The organism is Methylobacterium adhaesivum (assembly GCF_022179065.1).
Classification (GTDB): domain Bacteria; phylum Pseudomonadota; class Alphaproteobacteria; order Rhizobiales; family Beijerinckiaceae; genus Methylobacterium; species Methylobacterium adhaesivum.
This window is the reverse complement of sequence record NZ_BPQD01000001.1, coordinates 184,254-198,730: the sequence shown is the minus strand read 5'-3', so window position 1 is coordinate 198,730 and position 14,477 is coordinate 184,254. Positions and strand designations below refer to the sequence as shown.

General features: G+C 70.0%; 14 protein-coding genes. 7 read left to right on the top strand and 7 right to left on the bottom strand.

Translation table 11 applies throughout. The features are described from left to right. Positions 1 to 77 precede the first annotated feature (77 nt). On the bottom strand, positions 78 to 479 hold the full coding sequence (locus MFF01_RS00925; protein WP_238221235.1) for a DoxX family protein: 402 nt from the start codon (positions 477 to 479) through the stop codon (positions 78 to 80). Between the two features lie 812 nt (positions 480 to 1,291). Here MFF01_RS00925 and MFF01_RS00920 point away from each other — a divergent pair. Beyond that, entirely contained in the window at positions 1,292 to 1,498 is a 207-nt protein-coding gene (locus MFF01_RS00920) for a hypothetical protein (RefSeq protein ID WP_373319581.1), read from the top strand. A gap of 26 nt (positions 1,499 to 1,524) precedes the next feature. Here MFF01_RS00920 and MFF01_RS00915 read toward each other — a convergent pair whose 3' ends face one another. From MFF01_RS00915 to zapE, 4 genes are all read right to left on the bottom strand, one after another. Further along, positions 1,525 to 1,926 (bottom strand): hypothetical protein, encoded by a 402-nt coding sequence (locus MFF01_RS00915; protein WP_238221234.1) that lies wholly within the window; start codon positions 1,924 to 1,926, stop codon positions 1,525 to 1,527. 269 nt (positions 1,927 to 2,195) lie between these two features. Beyond that, the gene (locus tag MFF01_RS00910) at positions 2,196 to 4,517 is read right to left on the bottom strand and encodes a xanthine dehydrogenase family protein molybdopterin-binding subunit (RefSeq protein ID WP_373319600.1); all 2,322 of its coding nucleotides are present in this window, start codon (positions 4,515 to 4,517) and stop codon (positions 2,196 to 2,198) included. Between the two features lie 17 nt (positions 4,518 to 4,534). Next, the gene (locus MFF01_RS00905; protein ID WP_238221232.1) at positions 4,535 to 5,014 is read right to left on the bottom strand and encodes a (2Fe-2S)-binding protein; all 480 of its coding nucleotides are present in this window, start codon (positions 5,012 to 5,014) and stop codon (positions 4,535 to 4,537) included. A gap of 348 nt (positions 5,015 to 5,362) precedes the next feature. Continuing rightward, on the bottom strand, positions 5,363 to 6,592 hold the full coding sequence (gene zapE, locus MFF01_RS00900) for a cell division protein ZapE (protein ID WP_238221231.1): 1,230 nt from the start codon (positions 6,590 to 6,592) through the stop codon (positions 5,363 to 5,365). A 230-nt stretch (positions 6,593 to 6,822) separates the two neighbouring features. Between zapE and MFF01_RS00895 the strand changes: the two genes are divergently transcribed. The 3 genes from MFF01_RS00895 (at position 6,823) to MFF01_RS00885 (ending at position 8,027) form a co-directional block, all read left to right on the top strand. Then, entirely contained in the window at positions 6,823 to 7,404 is a 582-nt protein-coding gene (locus MFF01_RS00895) for a GNAT family N-acetyltransferase (RefSeq protein WP_238221230.1), read from the top strand. Between the two features lie 38 nt (positions 7,405 to 7,442). After that, positions 7,443 to 7,739 carry a hypothetical protein gene (locus MFF01_RS00890; protein WP_238221229.1) on the top strand — a complete coding sequence of 99 codons (297 nt, stop codon included), beginning with the start codon at positions 7,443 to 7,445 and terminating at the stop codon, positions 7,737 to 7,739. 87 nt (positions 7,740 to 7,826) lie between these two features. Beyond that, positions 7,827 to 8,027, top strand: coding sequence for a hypothetical protein (locus tag MFF01_RS00885; RefSeq protein WP_238221228.1), 201 nt, complete (start codon positions 7,827 to 7,829; stop codon positions 8,025 to 8,027). 8 nt (positions 8,028 to 8,035) lie between these two features. On the opposite strand, the gene MFF01_RS00880 is transcribed toward MFF01_RS00885, so the two are convergent. Then, a complete protein-coding gene (locus MFF01_RS00880; protein WP_238221227.1) occupies positions 8,036 to 8,719 on the bottom strand; it encodes a spermidine synthase family protein in 684 nt (227 codons plus the stop codon). Between the two features lie 132 nt (positions 8,720 to 8,851). On the opposite strand from MFF01_RS00880, the gene rlmN reads away from it, so the two are divergent. From rlmN to ggt, 3 genes are all read left to right on the top strand, one after another. Beyond that, on the top strand, positions 8,852 to 10,153 hold the full coding sequence (gene rlmN, locus MFF01_RS00875; RefSeq protein ID WP_238221226.1) for a dual-specificity RNA methyltransferase RlmN: 1,302 nt from the start codon (positions 8,852 to 8,854) through the stop codon (positions 10,151 to 10,153). Between the two features lie 254 nt (positions 10,154 to 10,407). After that, complete coding sequence (locus MFF01_RS00870) at positions 10,408 to 10,896, top strand: hypothetical protein (protein ID WP_238221225.1); 489 nt, start codon at positions 10,408 to 10,410, stop codon at positions 10,894 to 10,896. Next, positions 10,897 to 12,633 (top strand): gamma-glutamyltransferase, encoded by a 1,737-nt coding sequence (ggt, locus tag MFF01_RS00865; protein WP_238221224.1) that lies wholly within the window; start codon positions 10,897 to 10,899, stop codon positions 12,631 to 12,633. Positions 12,634 to 12,695: 62 nt separating this feature from the next. Here ggt and rpoN read toward each other — a convergent pair whose 3' ends face one another. Further along, positions 12,696 to 14,267, bottom strand: coding sequence for an RNA polymerase factor sigma-54 (rpoN, locus tag MFF01_RS00860; RefSeq protein WP_238221223.1), 1,572 nt, complete (start codon positions 14,265 to 14,267; stop codon positions 12,696 to 12,698). Between the last annotated feature and the right edge of the window lie 210 nt (positions 14,268 to 14,477).

The following is a 14,477-nucleotide window of genomic DNA, read 5'->3' as shown; positions in this document are numbered from 1 at the left end:
CGTGGCCTTCGGATGGGGATGATGCCGTGCCGCCGCCCCGAATTCGGTGACGAACGGCACAGCTTGCCCCTAGGTGGTCAGAACCGCCCGCGACGCCCGGCGTCGAGGCTCCACGGGCCGGCCCCGGCGGCGGCGAGATAGAGGAAGACGAAGCAGAACAGGATCGCCGCGTCGCCGCCGTTGAGGGCGGGGAACGGGCTCTTCGGCGCATGGGCCATGAAGTAGGCGACAGCCATCTGACCCGAGAGGAGGAACGCCACCGGCCGGGTGAACAGGCCGAGCACGATCAGCGCGCCGCCGACGAGTTCGAGCACGCCGGCAAATCCGATCAGCGAGATCAGTTCCGGCGCGCCACCTGCTCGCGGGGGAAACCCGAGGAGCTTCTGCGACCCGTGCGCGAGGAACAGCAGGCCGGTCATGATACGCAGGACGCTGAGCAGGCGGGGCGCCCAGGTGGACGAAAAGCTGGAGAGGTTCATGCCGTGTCGGGCTCCGGGAAGCGGCCGCGAGGCCGGGACGGTGGAAGCCTGCACCGAGCACGGATTTCGTGCCGCGTCGATTGGCCCATTCAAGAGAAGACGAGGGACGTGCCCCGGCTCGTGCCGGCCCGCACGCGCGGAGGTCGATGGGCCCCGACCGCATGCCGCTCAGGGCTAGCGCCCGTCCTCGATCAGCCGCCGGTCGTCTCAGTCGTGGCGGCGTCTGGGTAAATCTTGCCGAGGCGATCCAACAGGGCCTCGATCCGCTCGCCGGGAGGCTTGGCCGGAGCGGCGTCGTAGACGGCCCTCAGAACGATGCCGAGGTGGCGGCGGGTGTTCGGACTCAGCGGTGGTCCGTGCCAGGCTGGCCTCGCGACCCCCGTTTGCGCATTCGAGGCCCGGCTGCCGTGGCCGTCCCGGAATGGTTCGCCATGCGTTTCGGGCATCCGAAGGGCCCCCTCTCGCCACGCTGCCGCAACGGCACCAGATTCGGTGGCAGCGAACCACCAGAGGTTCGCAGAGTAGAGTTAAGGATGCGTTTTTGAGCCCCCTCGCGGAGGCCCGAATCACCGTCGACCCGCGGCCCGAAATAAAACCGAAACCGATCGATCCGGGGGAAACGGCGCGGCGGCAGGGACTTGCGCCCGGTCCCTCGGGCCCGGCCCCGCCACCGACCGTTTGAGAGGCCCTGTCAAGTGGTAGACGTCCACCTCAATGCTGGTTTACATCCTTCGCCAAGGCGTGAGCCTTACCGTATTCGGGGTTCAACACAGTCATATGAGGTCACGTTGAGCGGAAAACAGAGTATATCAGTGACCGAGCGAGAACGGGATACGCTGATTGCTGCACTGCGGTATTACCAATTCTACCGTTTGCAGGGCAACCCGTTCAATCCGCAGCATGATCATTTGATCGACGCCATCGCCGGCCAATCTGGCGAGGCTCTGGACTTGGTCGCCGTGGACGATCTCTGCGCCGGCCTGAGCGGCAACAAGCGCGCTCTCAGCGCCGCCGCCTGACAAGGGCGACGGCGTCCGGTCTGCCGTTAGGGCGCTGCGTTGAGCTGCTGCTTAGCGCGCTCGAGGGCGGCCATACATCCCTTCGCATCGCCCTTGCCATCGGCGGTGCGAGCCTCATCGAGGGCGACCTTGGCCTGGATCGCCGTCTCGCTGCCCTTGCCCGCCTCGGCCGATTTGCCCGGGGGGGCCGTCGCGGGCGTGTCGAGCTTGCCGCCGGTTGCTCCGCCGTCGCCCTCGCGGGCGCCCGCATCGGCCTTTCCGCTCGTGGAGGCCGAGATCGATTCCCGGGCCTGATCCTTGACCTTGGCGTCGAGGGTCTTGATCTCGTCCCCGCAGGACGAAGCCTGGGCCGGGCCGGCGGCACCCGCCAGAGCCGCGCCGAGAAGGCCGGCGGCGAGCCATGCCCGGGGCCATGTGTTTGATCGCATGTCGATCCGTCCTGAAGCGCGGAGCCGCCGACACGGCGGCCCCTTCCCTCTCTCAACCCGCCGGGACGCCGGGGGCTCCGGCCCCGGCGCGGAAACCCGTCGTTTTCGTGGTCGGACGAAGACGGAGGTACCCCGCGAGACCCCAACGCCAAGGTCGCAAAGCCATCAAAAAAGGGGTGCCGCACGACGCGGCACCCCTTTTTCGTCTCGATGTCCGTGAGGCCGTCTGGCGCGACCCGCCCGATCTCTTTGATCGAGTGGGCTGCGTCTCAGGCGCTCAGCTGGTCGCGGATCGGCAATTGCCGGATGCGCCGGCCCGTTGCCGCGAAGATCGCGTTGGCGATGGCCGGGGCCACCGGTGGCACACCGGGTTCGCCGACGCCGCCGAGGGGCCCCGAATAGTTCGGGTTCGCCAGCAGGTGGACGTGGATCTCCTTCGGAGCGGCGTCGATGCGGGTGATCTCGTAGCCGTCGAAGTTGTTCTGCTGGGCGCGCCCGTCCTTGAAGGTGATCTCGGACGAGAGCGCGAGGCCCATGCCCATGACCACGGCGCCTTCCATCTGCGAGCGGATGCGCTCCGGGTTGACCTGCGGCCCGCAATCGATGGCGATATCGACGCGCTTGACCCGGACTTCGCCCTTGTCGCCGATCTCCACCTCGGCGGCGACCGCCGTGTGGGTGACGAAGCTGTAGTGGCCGGCGATGCCCAGCCCCGTGTTCTTCGCCATCTTGCGGCCCCAGCCGATGCCCTTGGCCGCCGCCTCGATGACGCCGCGCAGGCGCCCGGTGTCGATGGGGTAGCGCGACGGATCCTCGCCGTAGTTCCACACGTCGCCGATGCTCGTCGGATCGATCTTGCGATCGGGCCCGATGAGGGCGAGCAGGTAGTCCTTCGGGTCACGTCCCGCCGCGTGTGCCAACTCGTTCACGAACGACTGGATCGCGAAGGCGTGCGGGATGTTCGAGACCGAGCGGAACCAGCCGATGCGCACATGCGCGTCGGCGGACGGGTTCTCCAGGCGGATATTGGGCACGTTGAAGGGCGTGTTGGTAAGCCCCATGCCGAGCTCGAACGGCAGTTCGTTCTTGGCACCCGCCGCGAAGATCGACCCGATGGTGGGGGCCGCCGAGCGATGGAGCCAGGCGACCGGCATGCCCTTGTCGTCGAGGCCGGCCTCCAGGCGCTCCACCGAGATGGTGTGGTAGTAGCCGTGGTGCAGGTCGTCCTCACGAGTCCAGACGAGCTTCACCGGGGCGCCGTCCACGGCCTGCGAGCACAGGGCCGCTTCCAGCACGTAATCGGGCTTCGACTTGCGCCCGAACCCGCCGCCCAGAAGCGTCTGGTTGACCCGCACCTTGTCGGCCGCGAGGTTCAGCTTCTTGGCGAGGCGGTCATGGGTGGCCTGCGGCGCCTGGGTACAGGCCCAGGCCTCGCAGAACCCGTCCTTGATCCGCACCACGGCGGCCGGGGGCTCCATCGGGGCCTGGACGAGGTGGGGCACGAAGTATTCGGCCTCGATGCGGGTCTTGGCCTTCGCCATGGCGCCGTCGACGTCGCCCTGGTTGCGCACGACCTTGCCGGGCGCGCGCGCCGCCTTCTCCAGCTCGCCCCGGAAGGCGACGGAGTCGTAGGACGCGTTCGGGCCGTCGTCCCAGGCCACCTTCAGGGCGTCGCGGGCCTTCATCGCCGCCCAGGTGTTTTTCGCGATCACCGCGACGCCGCCCAGCGGCTGGAACTCGACGGGCGCCTCGGGCGCGTCGATCTTGAAGATCTTGACGACCCCGGGGATTTTCTTCGCCTCGGTGTCGTCGAAGCTCACCACCTTGCCGCCGAAGACCGGCGGGCGGGCGACGAGGGCGTAGAGCATCCCGTCGAGGTGGGTGTCGAGGCCATACATCGCCTTGCCGGTGGTGATGTCGCGGTTGTCAACGAGGCCGATCTTGCCCTTGCCGATGTACTTGAAGTCCTTCGCGTCCTTCAGCGTCACGCTCTCGCGGGCCGGCACCGGCAGTTCGGCGGCGGCGGCGGCGATCTCGCCGTAACCCAGGGTGCGCTTGGATTTCGCGTGGGTGACGACGTGGTTCTCGGCCTTCACCTCGGAGACGGGCACGTTCCACTGCTTGGCGGCGGCCTGGACCAGCATGAGGCGGGCAGCGGCTCCGGCGTGGCGCAGGTGCTGAAAGAAGTGGCGCAGCGACCGCGAGCCGTCCGTGTCCTGGTTGCCGAAGCGGGCTTCGTCGCCCCAGGCCTGGGTGACCTTCACCTTGTCCCAGGTGGCTTCCAGCTCGTCGGCGATCACGAAGGCGATGGAGGTACGAACCCCCTGGCCCATCTCGGCGCGGTGACAGGTCACCGTGACGGTGCCGTCGGAGGCGATGGCGACGAACACCTTCGGGTCGTCCTGCCAGCCATGCGGCATGGCATCGGCGCCGAACTTCTTCGGCTCCTCTTTCTTGTCCTCGGCTTTCGCCGAATCACGCCACGACAGGGCGAGCACCAGGGCGCCCATGCCGCCGAGCATGGCGCGGCGGCTCACGTTGGCGAGGGCCGTGGGGGTGGTCTCGACGGAGGCCGACAGGTCGGCGGACATCGTCTTGGATTCGTGAATCACAGGCGCTCTCCCTTGGTGGCGGGGGCAGCCTGACCGGCGGCCTGATGGATGGCGGCGCGGATGCGCGGATAGGTGCCGCAGCGGCACAGGTTTCCGCTCATGGCCTCGTCGATCTGCGCGTCCGTCGGCTTGGGCGTGTCCTTGAGGAGGGAGGCGGCCTGCATCATCTGCCCGCACTGGCAGTAACCGCACTGCGCCACGTTGAGGTCGCGCCACGCGGCCTGGACGGGGTGGTTGCCGTCGGGGGAGAGGCCCTCGATGGTCACGACCGCCTGTCCCTCGGCCGCCGAGACCGGCGTCACGCAGCCGCGCACGGCGGTGCCGCCGACATGGATGGTGCAGGCGCCGCACAGGGCCGCACCGCAGCCGAACTTGGTTCCGGTGAGGCCGACCTCGTCGCGCAGGTACCACAGCAGCGGCATGTCGGGATCGCCGTCGAAGCTGCGTTCAGCCCCGTTCACGGTGAGTTTGATCATCGGTCTATCCTGTCATGGATCGGGGAAGACCCGCGCGCTAGCGTGGGATGCCCGTCTTCGAGTCGCGTTTTCGGCGTCCGGGCACGCGATCCGTGTCGCGGTCCCGCATCGATCACTCGCGCGGAGAGCCCCGGTGTTCCGTGCGAACGGCCGTCACCGCCGGAAGGCGATGAGAATGGCGCGTGTGGGGCGCCGTCGTTCCTCGGAATGAGACCAATTAAATGAAGCGCGTGCTGCTATGCAACGCCGCTGGTCTCAACAGGCTCCGCGCTCGGGAGCTTTTGGCAGGGTGTATGTGCGGTGGCACACGGCGAACGGGGTGGGTCCCGCGACCGCCTGCCGCCGCGATCACGTCTCGACGAGGCCGGTGCTCGCGCCCGAGGCCTCCGAATCGCCCGCGCCGTGGGGCAGGCCGAGATAATCCGAGGATTGCATCTCGATGAGGCGCGACACCGTGCGGTCGAACTCGAAGGCCTCGCGGCCTTCGGTGGCCGTGTAGAGGTTCTGCGGCTCGGCCGCCGCGGAGGCCACGAGCTTCACGTGGGCGTCGTAGAGGGTGTCCACCAGGGTGATGAAGCGCTTGGCCTCGTTGCGGGTCTCCGCGCTCATCACCGGGATGTCGGCGAGGATCACCGTGTGGAAGGCGCGGGCGATCGCCATGTAATCGGAGGCGCCGAGGGGCTGGGCGCAGAGGTCCGCGAAGGTGAAGCGCGCGACCCCCGCCGCCTCTTCCGGCACGGAGACGTCGCGACCCTTCACCCGCACGGCGGCGGGCTTGCCCCTGGCCTTGCCGGTGAGGCCCCTGAAGGCGCGGGCAAGCGCCGCGTCGGCCTCCGGTCCGGCGGGCACGTGGTAGACGGACGCGCCACCGAGCTTCTCCAGGCGAAAATCCGTGCGCGAATCGAGGCGCAGCACCGCGACGCGACTCGTCAGTTCGGCGACGAAGGGCAGGAACAGGGCGCGGTTGAGGCCGCCCTCGTAGAGCCGGTCGGGCTCGACGTTCGAGGTCGCCACCACGGTGACGCCGCGCTTGAACAGGGCGTCGAACAGGCGCCCCAGGATCATCGCGTCGGCGATGTCGGTCACGGTGAATTCGTCGAAGCACAGGAGCGTCGCTTCGTCGGCCAGGGCATCGGCCACCACGGGAATCGGGTCGTCGCCCTTCGCCGTGCCAGCCTTGAGGGCCTGGCGGTGGGCGTGGATGCGCTCGTGCGCGTCGGCGAGGAAGCCGTGGAAATGCACCCGGCGTTTCGGGGCCGGCGCCGCCTCGTGGAACAGGTCCATCAGCATGGTCTTGCCGCGCCCGACGGAGCCCCAGATGTAGAGGCCCTTCGGCACGGCCGCCGGGTCCTCCTTGCGGGAGAACAGCCAGCCGAGGGCGCTGCCCTTGCGGGCGCGCCGACGCCGGCCGAGTTCCTGCGCCAACCCGTCGAGGGCCCGCACGAGGCGAATCTGGGCCGGATCGCGCTCGATGGTGCCCGAGGCCACCAGGGCCTCGTAGCGCTCCAGCACTGGACCGTGGGGGACCGCACCCGAGCGGGCATGCTCGGAGGGCGCCGGGGAATGGGATGAACTCACGACGAAACGGCCTCGGCGCGTGGGCGGCGGACGGAGAACCCTCGCCCCGTCGATCTGCCGCGCGCCCGGGGCGGCTTCAAGCCCTGCGCGGACCGCGCGGGAGACAGAGGTGGCCTTGCGTTTTGCTGCATTGCACAAATCACCCCGTGATGCCAAATCCACCCGACCTTGAGGGAGGTAACGCCCGGCCCCGACGCGCTCACGCGCCTCAGAACCGGAGAGGCATCGCCATGCCCGAACCTCGAATGTCCGAATTCCGATCCTTCCATCCCGTGATCCGCCGCCTGTGGCCCAGCGATGCCGCGGCCGTGGAAGCGTACTTCCTGCGCCTCGACCCCGAGACCCGCGCCAGCCGCTTCATGGGCACCCTCAGCGATGCGGCGGCCCTCGCCTATGCCCGCCAGGCCCTCAAGGTCGACGGCGTGGTTTTCGGCGGCTTCGTCGACGGCACCCTGCGGGCCCTGGGCGAGCTGCGTCCGACCCACGCGCCGCCCTCGCCCTATGCCCTCGGGGCCGAGGCGGAGGCCGCCTTCGCGGTGGAGCGCGATTACCGGCGCAACGGCCTCGGGCAGGCGCTGTTCCACCGCATCGCCGGGGCGGCGCGCCATCGCGGCGTGCGGGACCTGCGCGTGCGCTGTCTCAGCCGCAACCGGCCGATGCAGGGGCTCGCCGCCCGCGTCGGGGCCGACCTGCGCATGACGGGCGGCGAAGCCGAGGGCGCGCTCCACCTGCCGCGCCCGACGCCGGCCTCCCTGTGGCGGGAGAGTGTGACCGAGGCGTTCGATTTCACCCTGGCGCTCGCCGCCGCGTGAGCCGTATGAGAGGGGCAGGCCTTCGAGATGCCCCCGTCATGCGTCCAACCCTGTTCGCCTTCATCCTCTGTGCGCTCCACGGCACGGCCTCGGCCCAGCCGCGCCTGGCCACCCCGGACCTATCGTGTGCCGAGGCGGCCGGGCTCGTCGCACGGGTCGGCGCCATCGTGATGACGACGGGCCCCTTCACCTATGCCCGCTTCGTGCACGATGGCGGCTTCTGTCCCCTTCCCGAAACCACGCGGCCCGCCTTCGAGACGACCCGCGACGTTCCGCGCTGCTTCGTCGGCTACACCTGCCACGACCGCTTCACCGAAGGGGCTAGCCGCGACTGAGGCTACGGCCAAGCTGCCTTGTTGCGGCCAAGCCGATGCCGATGGTGGTCCCGTCCCCGTCGAGGGGGGCGCAAGAGGGACCCCGTCATGGACAGGACCGACCCGACCACGCGGCACTCCGGCGACCTGCGTCTGCAGCGGTCCGTGGCCGACACCCTGCGGGTGATCGCCGCCGCCTGTGCCGAGCGCGAGGCGCCGCCGGTCAAGGCGGCCCGGCAGGAACTCGCGGCGATCTACGGCGCCACCCGCCTCACTCGGCGGCGCGAGGGGCTACGCGCCGCGGGCTGATCCGTCGATCAGCGTCCCCCCTCCGGCCGCGCGGCGAGCCACACCGTGTGGCGGGCGCCCCGGCCCCGCCCGGCCCGCACGGGCACGGCCTCCACCTCGAACCCGGCGCGGGCGAGGCGCTGGGTGAAGGCCGGATCGGAATGAGCCGACCACACGGCGAGGACGCCGCCGGGACGTAAGGCCCCGCGTGCCGCCGCGAGGCCGCCGGCATCGTAGAGCCGGTCGTTGTCCGCTCGGGTCAGACCTTCCGGGCCGTTGTCGACGTCGAGGAGGATCGCGTCGTAGGCGCGGCTCGCCGACCGAATCAGGGCGACGACATCGGCCTCCCGCGCCTCGACCCTCGGGTCGGACAGGGCGTCTTTCGCGATGTGGGCGAGGGGGCCGCGCCCCCAGGCGAGGACCGCCGGCACGAGTTCGGCCACGACCAGCGTCGCATCGGCCTGAAGGGCATCGAGGGCCGCCCGGAGGGTGAAGCCCATGCCGTAGCCGCCGACGAGGATCCGGGCGCCGGCCCGTCCGCCGATCCGCGCGGCGCTCAGGGTCGCGAGCGCCTCCTCGGAACCGCTGAGGCGGCTGTTCATGAGTTCGTTGTGGCCGATCTGGATCGAGAATTCGTGGCCCCGCTGCAGCAGGCGCAGGTGCCCCGCCGTGCCGGGGATGGGGGCGGTGTCGAGGACGACCCAGGGCGTCACGGCGGAACCTCGCGGGGAAACGGGCCTGCCCGGTATCACACCCGGCGCAGCCCAACCATGCGCGCCCCCATTCGCGTTCGGCGGTCAAATCGCCTATATCGGACCGATTCCAAATCTTAAGGTCTTGATACCATGGCGACGGCGTCGTTCGACACCGCCCGGCGCGACGCGAGCGCCGCCCCCGCAATCGAAAAGCTGCCCGAGTTCGAGCCGGCGGCGGCGCCCCTCGGAGGCCCCCTGGGCCGCTCCTCCCTCGTCGGCCTGACGCGGGACGACCTCAAGGCGCGCCTCGGCGCCATCGGGGTGTCCGAGCGCGAGCAGCGCATGCGCTCCGGCCAGATCTGGCACTGGGTCAACGTGCGCGGCGCCAGGCACTTCGACGACATGACCAATGTCGGCAAGGGCCTGAAGGCGGATCTCGCCCGCGCCTACACCCTCGACCGGCCGGAGGTGATCACCGAGCAGGTCTCGCGCGACGGCACCCGCAAGTGGCTCATGCGCATGGCCCCCACGGGCCAGCACGACCACAACCGCGGCGCCGAGATCGAGTGCGTCTACATTCCCGGGCGCGGCCGGGGCACGCTCTGCGTCTCCAGCCAGGTCGGCTGCACCCTCACCTGCTCGTTCTGCCACACGGGCACGCAGCGCCTCGTGCGCAACCTGACGGCGGCGGAGATCGTCGCGCAGGTGGTGGTGGCCCGCGACCACCTCAACGACTGGGCCGGCCAGAACCCGACGCCGCCCGGCGCCGATGAGGTGCGCCGCGCGGTCACCAACATCGTGTTCATGGGCATGGGCGAGCCCCTCTACAACATCGACAACGTCATCGATTCCGTCGGCGTCATGGCCGACCAGGAGGGCCTGGGCCTGTCGCGCCGGCGCATCACCGTCTCGACCTCCGGCGTGGTGCCGCAGATGCAGCGCCTCGGCACGGAGGCGCACGCCATGCTGGCGATCTCGCTCCACGCCGTGCGCGACGACCTGCGCGACACCCTGGTGCCGTTGAACCGCAAATATCCGCTCGCCGAACTCATCGCCGCCTGCCGCAACTATCCGGGCCTCAACAACGCCCGGCGCATCACCTTCGAGTACGTGATGCTCAAGGGCGTCAACGACACCGACGCGGATGCCCGCGAACTCGTGCGCTTGCTCAAGGGCATTCCAGCCAAGATCAACCTCATCCCGTTCAATCCCTGGCCCGGCAGCGCCTACGAGTGCTCGGACTGGGAGCGCATCGAGCGCTTCTCCGAGATCGTCTACGACGCCGGCTACGCCTCCCCCGTGCGCACCCCGCGCGGCCGCGACATCCTCGCCGCCTGCGGCCAGCTCAAGAGCGAGACGGAGAAGCTGCGCGCCCGCGCCCGGATGATGCTCGAGGACGGCATCGGCGCCGAGGGCGTGTATGCGGGTGCCGACGACGGCGACGACGATTGAATTTTTGCGCACACTGATGTCGCGGACAGCGCGGGCCCCCTCTCCTGGAAGGAGAGGGGGCAGATCGCGTTTCACGACGACTCACAGGGTCCTCCGGCGAGCGGTCGAAATCGCCGGCGTCACGGTTGTGTGAATCCGGTAGCCTGGAACGAGAGGAGACCCGCGCCTTTCCCGACGGCGCAGGTTTGCTATGCCTGCGACGGGACAAAAGCGGCGGATGACCGCTCGTTCAACAAACCCATAGGGGCGTCATCATGCGGTTCCTCGGCCGCGTTTTCGTCGGAAGTGTCGCCCTCGTCCTCGCGATTCCCTGCGGCGCCCTCGTCCTCGGCCTCGGGGCGATGCTCGATCCGGTCTCGCGCGCGGTGCTCGGGAGCCTCGGCCTCGTGGGCCTATTCGAGGGGCTGGACGACCTCGCCTCCGGTGTCGGGCCGGAGACGATCCTGTTCGCGCTTGCCGCCTTCGCCCGCGCCCTGTTCCTCCTCCTCGTGGTGCCGCCCGTGCTGGTGGCCGTCGTCGGCGAGACCCTGAACTGGCGCGCCGCCGCGTGGTACGGCGCCGGCACCGGGATCCTCACGGCCCTGGTGCCCTGGCTTGCCCGGAACGCGGCGCGGGCGGGCGGCACCCAGGCCTTCGCGCAGGAGGGCCGCATCACCGCGATCCTGTTCCTCACGGGCGCAGCGTCCGGCCTCGTCTACTGGCTGGTGGCGGGCCGGTTCGGTCGACGGGACGGAGCCGTCTGAATGCGCCGCTCTGTCCGCTCCCCCGGCCTCGCCCTCTGCCTCCTCCTCGCCACCGTCCCGCCGGCTTGGGCGCAGGCGGATTCCTCGCCGATCCAGGCGGACAGCGCGCGGATGCTGCCGGTGCTGGCCGCCCACGGCATGGTCTCCTCCCAGGAAGCACAGGCGACACGGGTCGGGGTCGCGATCCTGAAGGCAGGCGGCAACGCCGTCGATGCGGCGGTCGCCGTCGGGTTCGCCCTCGCGGTGACGCTTCCCCGCGCGGGCAACCTCGGCGGCGGCGGCTTCATGCTCGTGCATCTGGCGCGGACCGGCGAGACGGTGGCCATCGACTACCGCGAGACCGCCCCGGCCGCCGCCCGCGCCGACATGTTCCTCGATGAACGCGGTGAGCCCGACCACGACGCCTCCACCCGCACCGGCAAGGCGGTGGGCGTGCCCGGGACCGTGCGGGGCCTGGCCGAGGCGCATCGCCGCTACGGCTCCGGCCGCTTCACCCTGGCCGATCTCATCGCTCCGGCCGAGCGCCTCGCTCGCGAGGGCATCCCCGTGGAAGCGGGCCTTGCCGATTCGCTGCCGCGGGCGCGCAGCCTCCTCGAACGCTGGCCGTCGAGCCGCGCCATCTTCTTTGCCGGCGACAGACCGCTCGGGCGCGGCGAGCGTCTGGTCCAGACCGACCTTGCCGGGACCCTCGCGGCCATCGCCAAGGGAGGTCCGGACGCGTTCCATACCGGCACCATCGCCGAACGCATCGCCGGGGCCGTCAGGCAGGCCGGCGGGATCATGACGGCGGAGGATCTGGCCGCCTACCGACCGGTGGTTCGCCAGCCCGTGCGCGGCAGCTATCGCGGCCTGTCCATCGTGTCGATGCCGCCGCCGAGTTCCGGCGGCATTCACCTCATCGAGATTCTCAACATCCTGGAAGGATTCGATCTCGCGGCCATGGGGGCGGGCAGCGCCGACGCCATCCATATCCTGGCCGAGGCGATGAAGCCGGCCTATGCCGACCGCGCCACCTGGCTCGGCGACCCGACCCGTTCGCAGATCCCCGTCGACGGGCTGACGGCGAAATCCTACGCCGACACCCTGCGGTCGGCCATCGACCCGGCGCGCGCCCGCCCGGCCTCCGAGGTCAAGGCCGGCGATCCCTTGCCTTACGAATCCGACCAGACCACGCATTTCTCGGTGATCGACGGCGAGGGGAATGCGGTCTCCAACACCACCACCCTCAACTTCTCCTACGGGATGGGCCTCGTCGCCCCCGGCACCGGGGTGCTGCTGAACAATGAGATGGACGATTTCTCCGCCAAGACCGGGGCGCTCAACGCCTACGGCCTCGTCGGCGGCAAGGCCAACGCCGTGGCGCCCGGCGCCCGGCCCCTCTCCTCCATGACCCCCGCCTTCGTGTTCCGGGACGGCAAGCTGCTCCTCGTGACGGGCAGCCCCGGCGGCAGCCGCATCATCTCGACGGTGCTCCAGACCATCGTCAACGTCGTCGATTTCCGCATGAACCTGCTGCAGGCCGTGGCCGCCCCGCGCATCCACCACCAGTGGCGGCCCGACGTGCTCACCCTCGAGGAGGGCGTCTCGCCCGACACCATCGCCCTGCTCAAGGCCCGGGGCCACCGGGTGACGGTGGCGCCGGCCTCGGGCTCGGCCAATTCCGTGATGGCCCTCGACGACCTGAAGGCCGGCGCCGCCGACCCGCGCCAGCGCGGCACCCTGGCGGAAGGGTACTGACCCCTCCCCCCCAGGGCTCCGCCCTGGACCCGCGAAGGGCTCAGCCCTTCGTACCCCGATTGTCAGCGCGCCGAGGTGAGATGCGCGCGGCGGCGCTCGATCGAGGAGGGAATCCGCAGGGATTCACGGTACTTCGCCACGGTGCGGCGGGCGATGTCGACGCCTTCGTCCTTCAGCTTCTGCACCAGGGCGTCGTCGGACAGCACGTCCTTCGCGGTCTCGCCGTCGACGAGCTGCTTGATCCGGTGGCGTACGGCTTCCGACGAGTGGGAGGCGGTGCCTGCCGCGCCCGGAATCGCGGCGGTGAAGAAGTACTTCATCTCCAGGGTGCCCCGGCTCGTGCCGATGGACTTGTTGGAGGTCACCCGCGAGACGGTGGATTCGTGCATGCCGATGGCCTCGGCCACGGTCTTGAGGTTGAGGGGGCGCAGGTGCGCCACGCCGTGGAGGAAGAACCCGTCCTGCTGGCGTACGATCTCGGACGCGACCTTCAGGATCGTGCGGGCGCGCTGCTCCAGGCTGCGGGTGAGCCAGTTCGCCGTCTGCAGGCATTCGGACAGGAACGCTTTGTCGCCCTCGGCCACCGCCCCGCGCACGACGCGGGTGTAGTAGCTCTGGTTCACCAGCACGCGCGGCAGGGATTCGGCGTTGAGTTCGACGAGCCACGACCCGTCGGGGGCGGCACGCACGAACACGTCGGGGATCAGCACTTCGACGGCCCGGGCCCCGAAGGCGCGGCCGGGCTTCGGGTCGAGGCGACGCAGTTCGGACAGCATCTCGACGAGGTCCTCGTCGTCGACGCCGCAGAGGCGGCGCAGGGCCGGGAAGTCGCGCTTGGCCACGAGGTCGAGGCGCGAGACCAGGGCCTGCATGGCCGGATCGAACCGGTCGCGGTCGCGCAACTGCAGGGCGAGGCATTCGGCGAGATCGCGGGCGGCGATGCCGGCCGGCTCGAAGCCCTGCACGAGTTTCAGGACGCGGGCGACGGTGTCGAGGGAGGTGCCCAACCGCTCGGCGACGGCCTCGATGGATTCACGCAGATAGCCGGCATCGTCCACGGCATCGATGAGGAAGCCGCCGATGAGGCGGTCGACGGGATCGCGGGTCGCGAGATCGAGCTGGGCGGCGAGATGCTCGCGCAGGGATGTCTCGGCCGTGAGCGTCGCCTCGAAATCCGGGGCGTCGCCGTCGAAGCTGCCGCCGGTGTTGCCGTAGGGCGCCGGCGTGAGGGACAGCATGTCCCCCGAGGCCGCCTCGCGGGCATGGCTCGGGTTCTCGTCCGAGAAGACGTTGTCGAGGCGGGTGTCGAGGGCGCTCTCCATGTCGGCGCCGCTGGCCGTCAGGGTCGTGGCGATCCACGGCTCGTCGCCGCCGTCGAAATCGCTTCCCTCGAAGTCCCCGCCCTCGTCGCCCTGGCGGTCGACGGAGGATTCGGACGGGGTTTCGCCGGGCGTGCGCTCGACGTCGCCCTCGGACTCGACGCGTTCGAGGAGCGGATTGCGCTCGAGTTCGGCGTCCACGTAGGCCGCGAGGTCGAGATGCGAGAGTTGGAGAAGCTTGATCGCCTGCAGGAGCTGAGGCGTCATCACCAGGGCCTGGCCCTGGCGCATCTCGAGCCGTTGCATCAGACTCATGGTAAGGTTCCGATCCCCGAGTCGCCCCTGAACTCGATGGCGCGCGTGACCGCGCGCCGAGTTTCGGCATCGATCTTGCTTCTTTCTCGACACTCCAAGGTCTAGCGCCAACCGAACCCCGCGTCAAAGCGTGTGGAGCGGGTTTGCGCGAAATGCGTCGACCACCGGCAGTTGCGGGGACGGCGTGGTCACAGCACCACAGGTGGGAGG

Coding starts and splice junctions, on each gene's coding strand:
- MFF01_RS00925 (WP_238221235.1), bottom strand. CDS start 479: ATGAACCTCTCCAGCTTTTCGTCCACCTGGGCGCCCCGCCTGCTCAGC.
- MFF01_RS00915 (WP_238221234.1), bottom strand. CDS start 1,926: ATGCGATCAAACACATGGCCCCGGGCATGGCTCGCCGCCGGCCTTCTC.
- MFF01_RS00910 (WP_373319600.1), bottom strand. CDS start 4,517: ATGTCCGCCGACCTGTCGGCCTCCGTCGAGACCACCCCCACGGCCCTC.
- MFF01_RS00905 (WP_238221232.1), bottom strand. CDS start 5,014: ATGATCAAACTCACCGTGAACGGGGCTGAACGCAGCTTCGACGGCGAT.
- MFF01_RS00895 (WP_238221230.1), top strand. CDS start 6,823: ATGCCCGAACCTCGAATGTCCGAATTCCGATCCTTCCATCCCGTGATC.
- MFF01_RS00890 (WP_238221229.1), top strand. CDS start 7,443: ATGCGTCCAACCCTGTTCGCCTTCATCCTCTGTGCGCTCCACGGCACG.
- MFF01_RS00885 (WP_238221228.1), top strand. CDS start 7,827: ATGGACAGGACCGACCCGACCACGCGGCACTCCGGCGACCTGCGTCTG.
- rlmN (WP_238221226.1), top strand. CDS start 8,852: ATGGCGACGGCGTCGTTCGACACCGCCCGGCGCGACGCGAGCGCCGCC.
- MFF01_RS00870 (WP_238221225.1), top strand. CDS start 10,408: ATGCGGTTCCTCGGCCGCGTTTTCGTCGGAAGTGTCGCCCTCGTCCTC.
- ggt (WP_238221224.1), top strand. CDS start 10,897: ATGCGCCGCTCTGTCCGCTCCCCCGGCCTCGCCCTCTGCCTCCTCCTC.
- rpoN (WP_238221223.1), bottom strand. CDS start 14,267: ATGAGTCTGATGCAACGGCTCGAGATGCGCCAGGGCCAGGCCCTGGTG.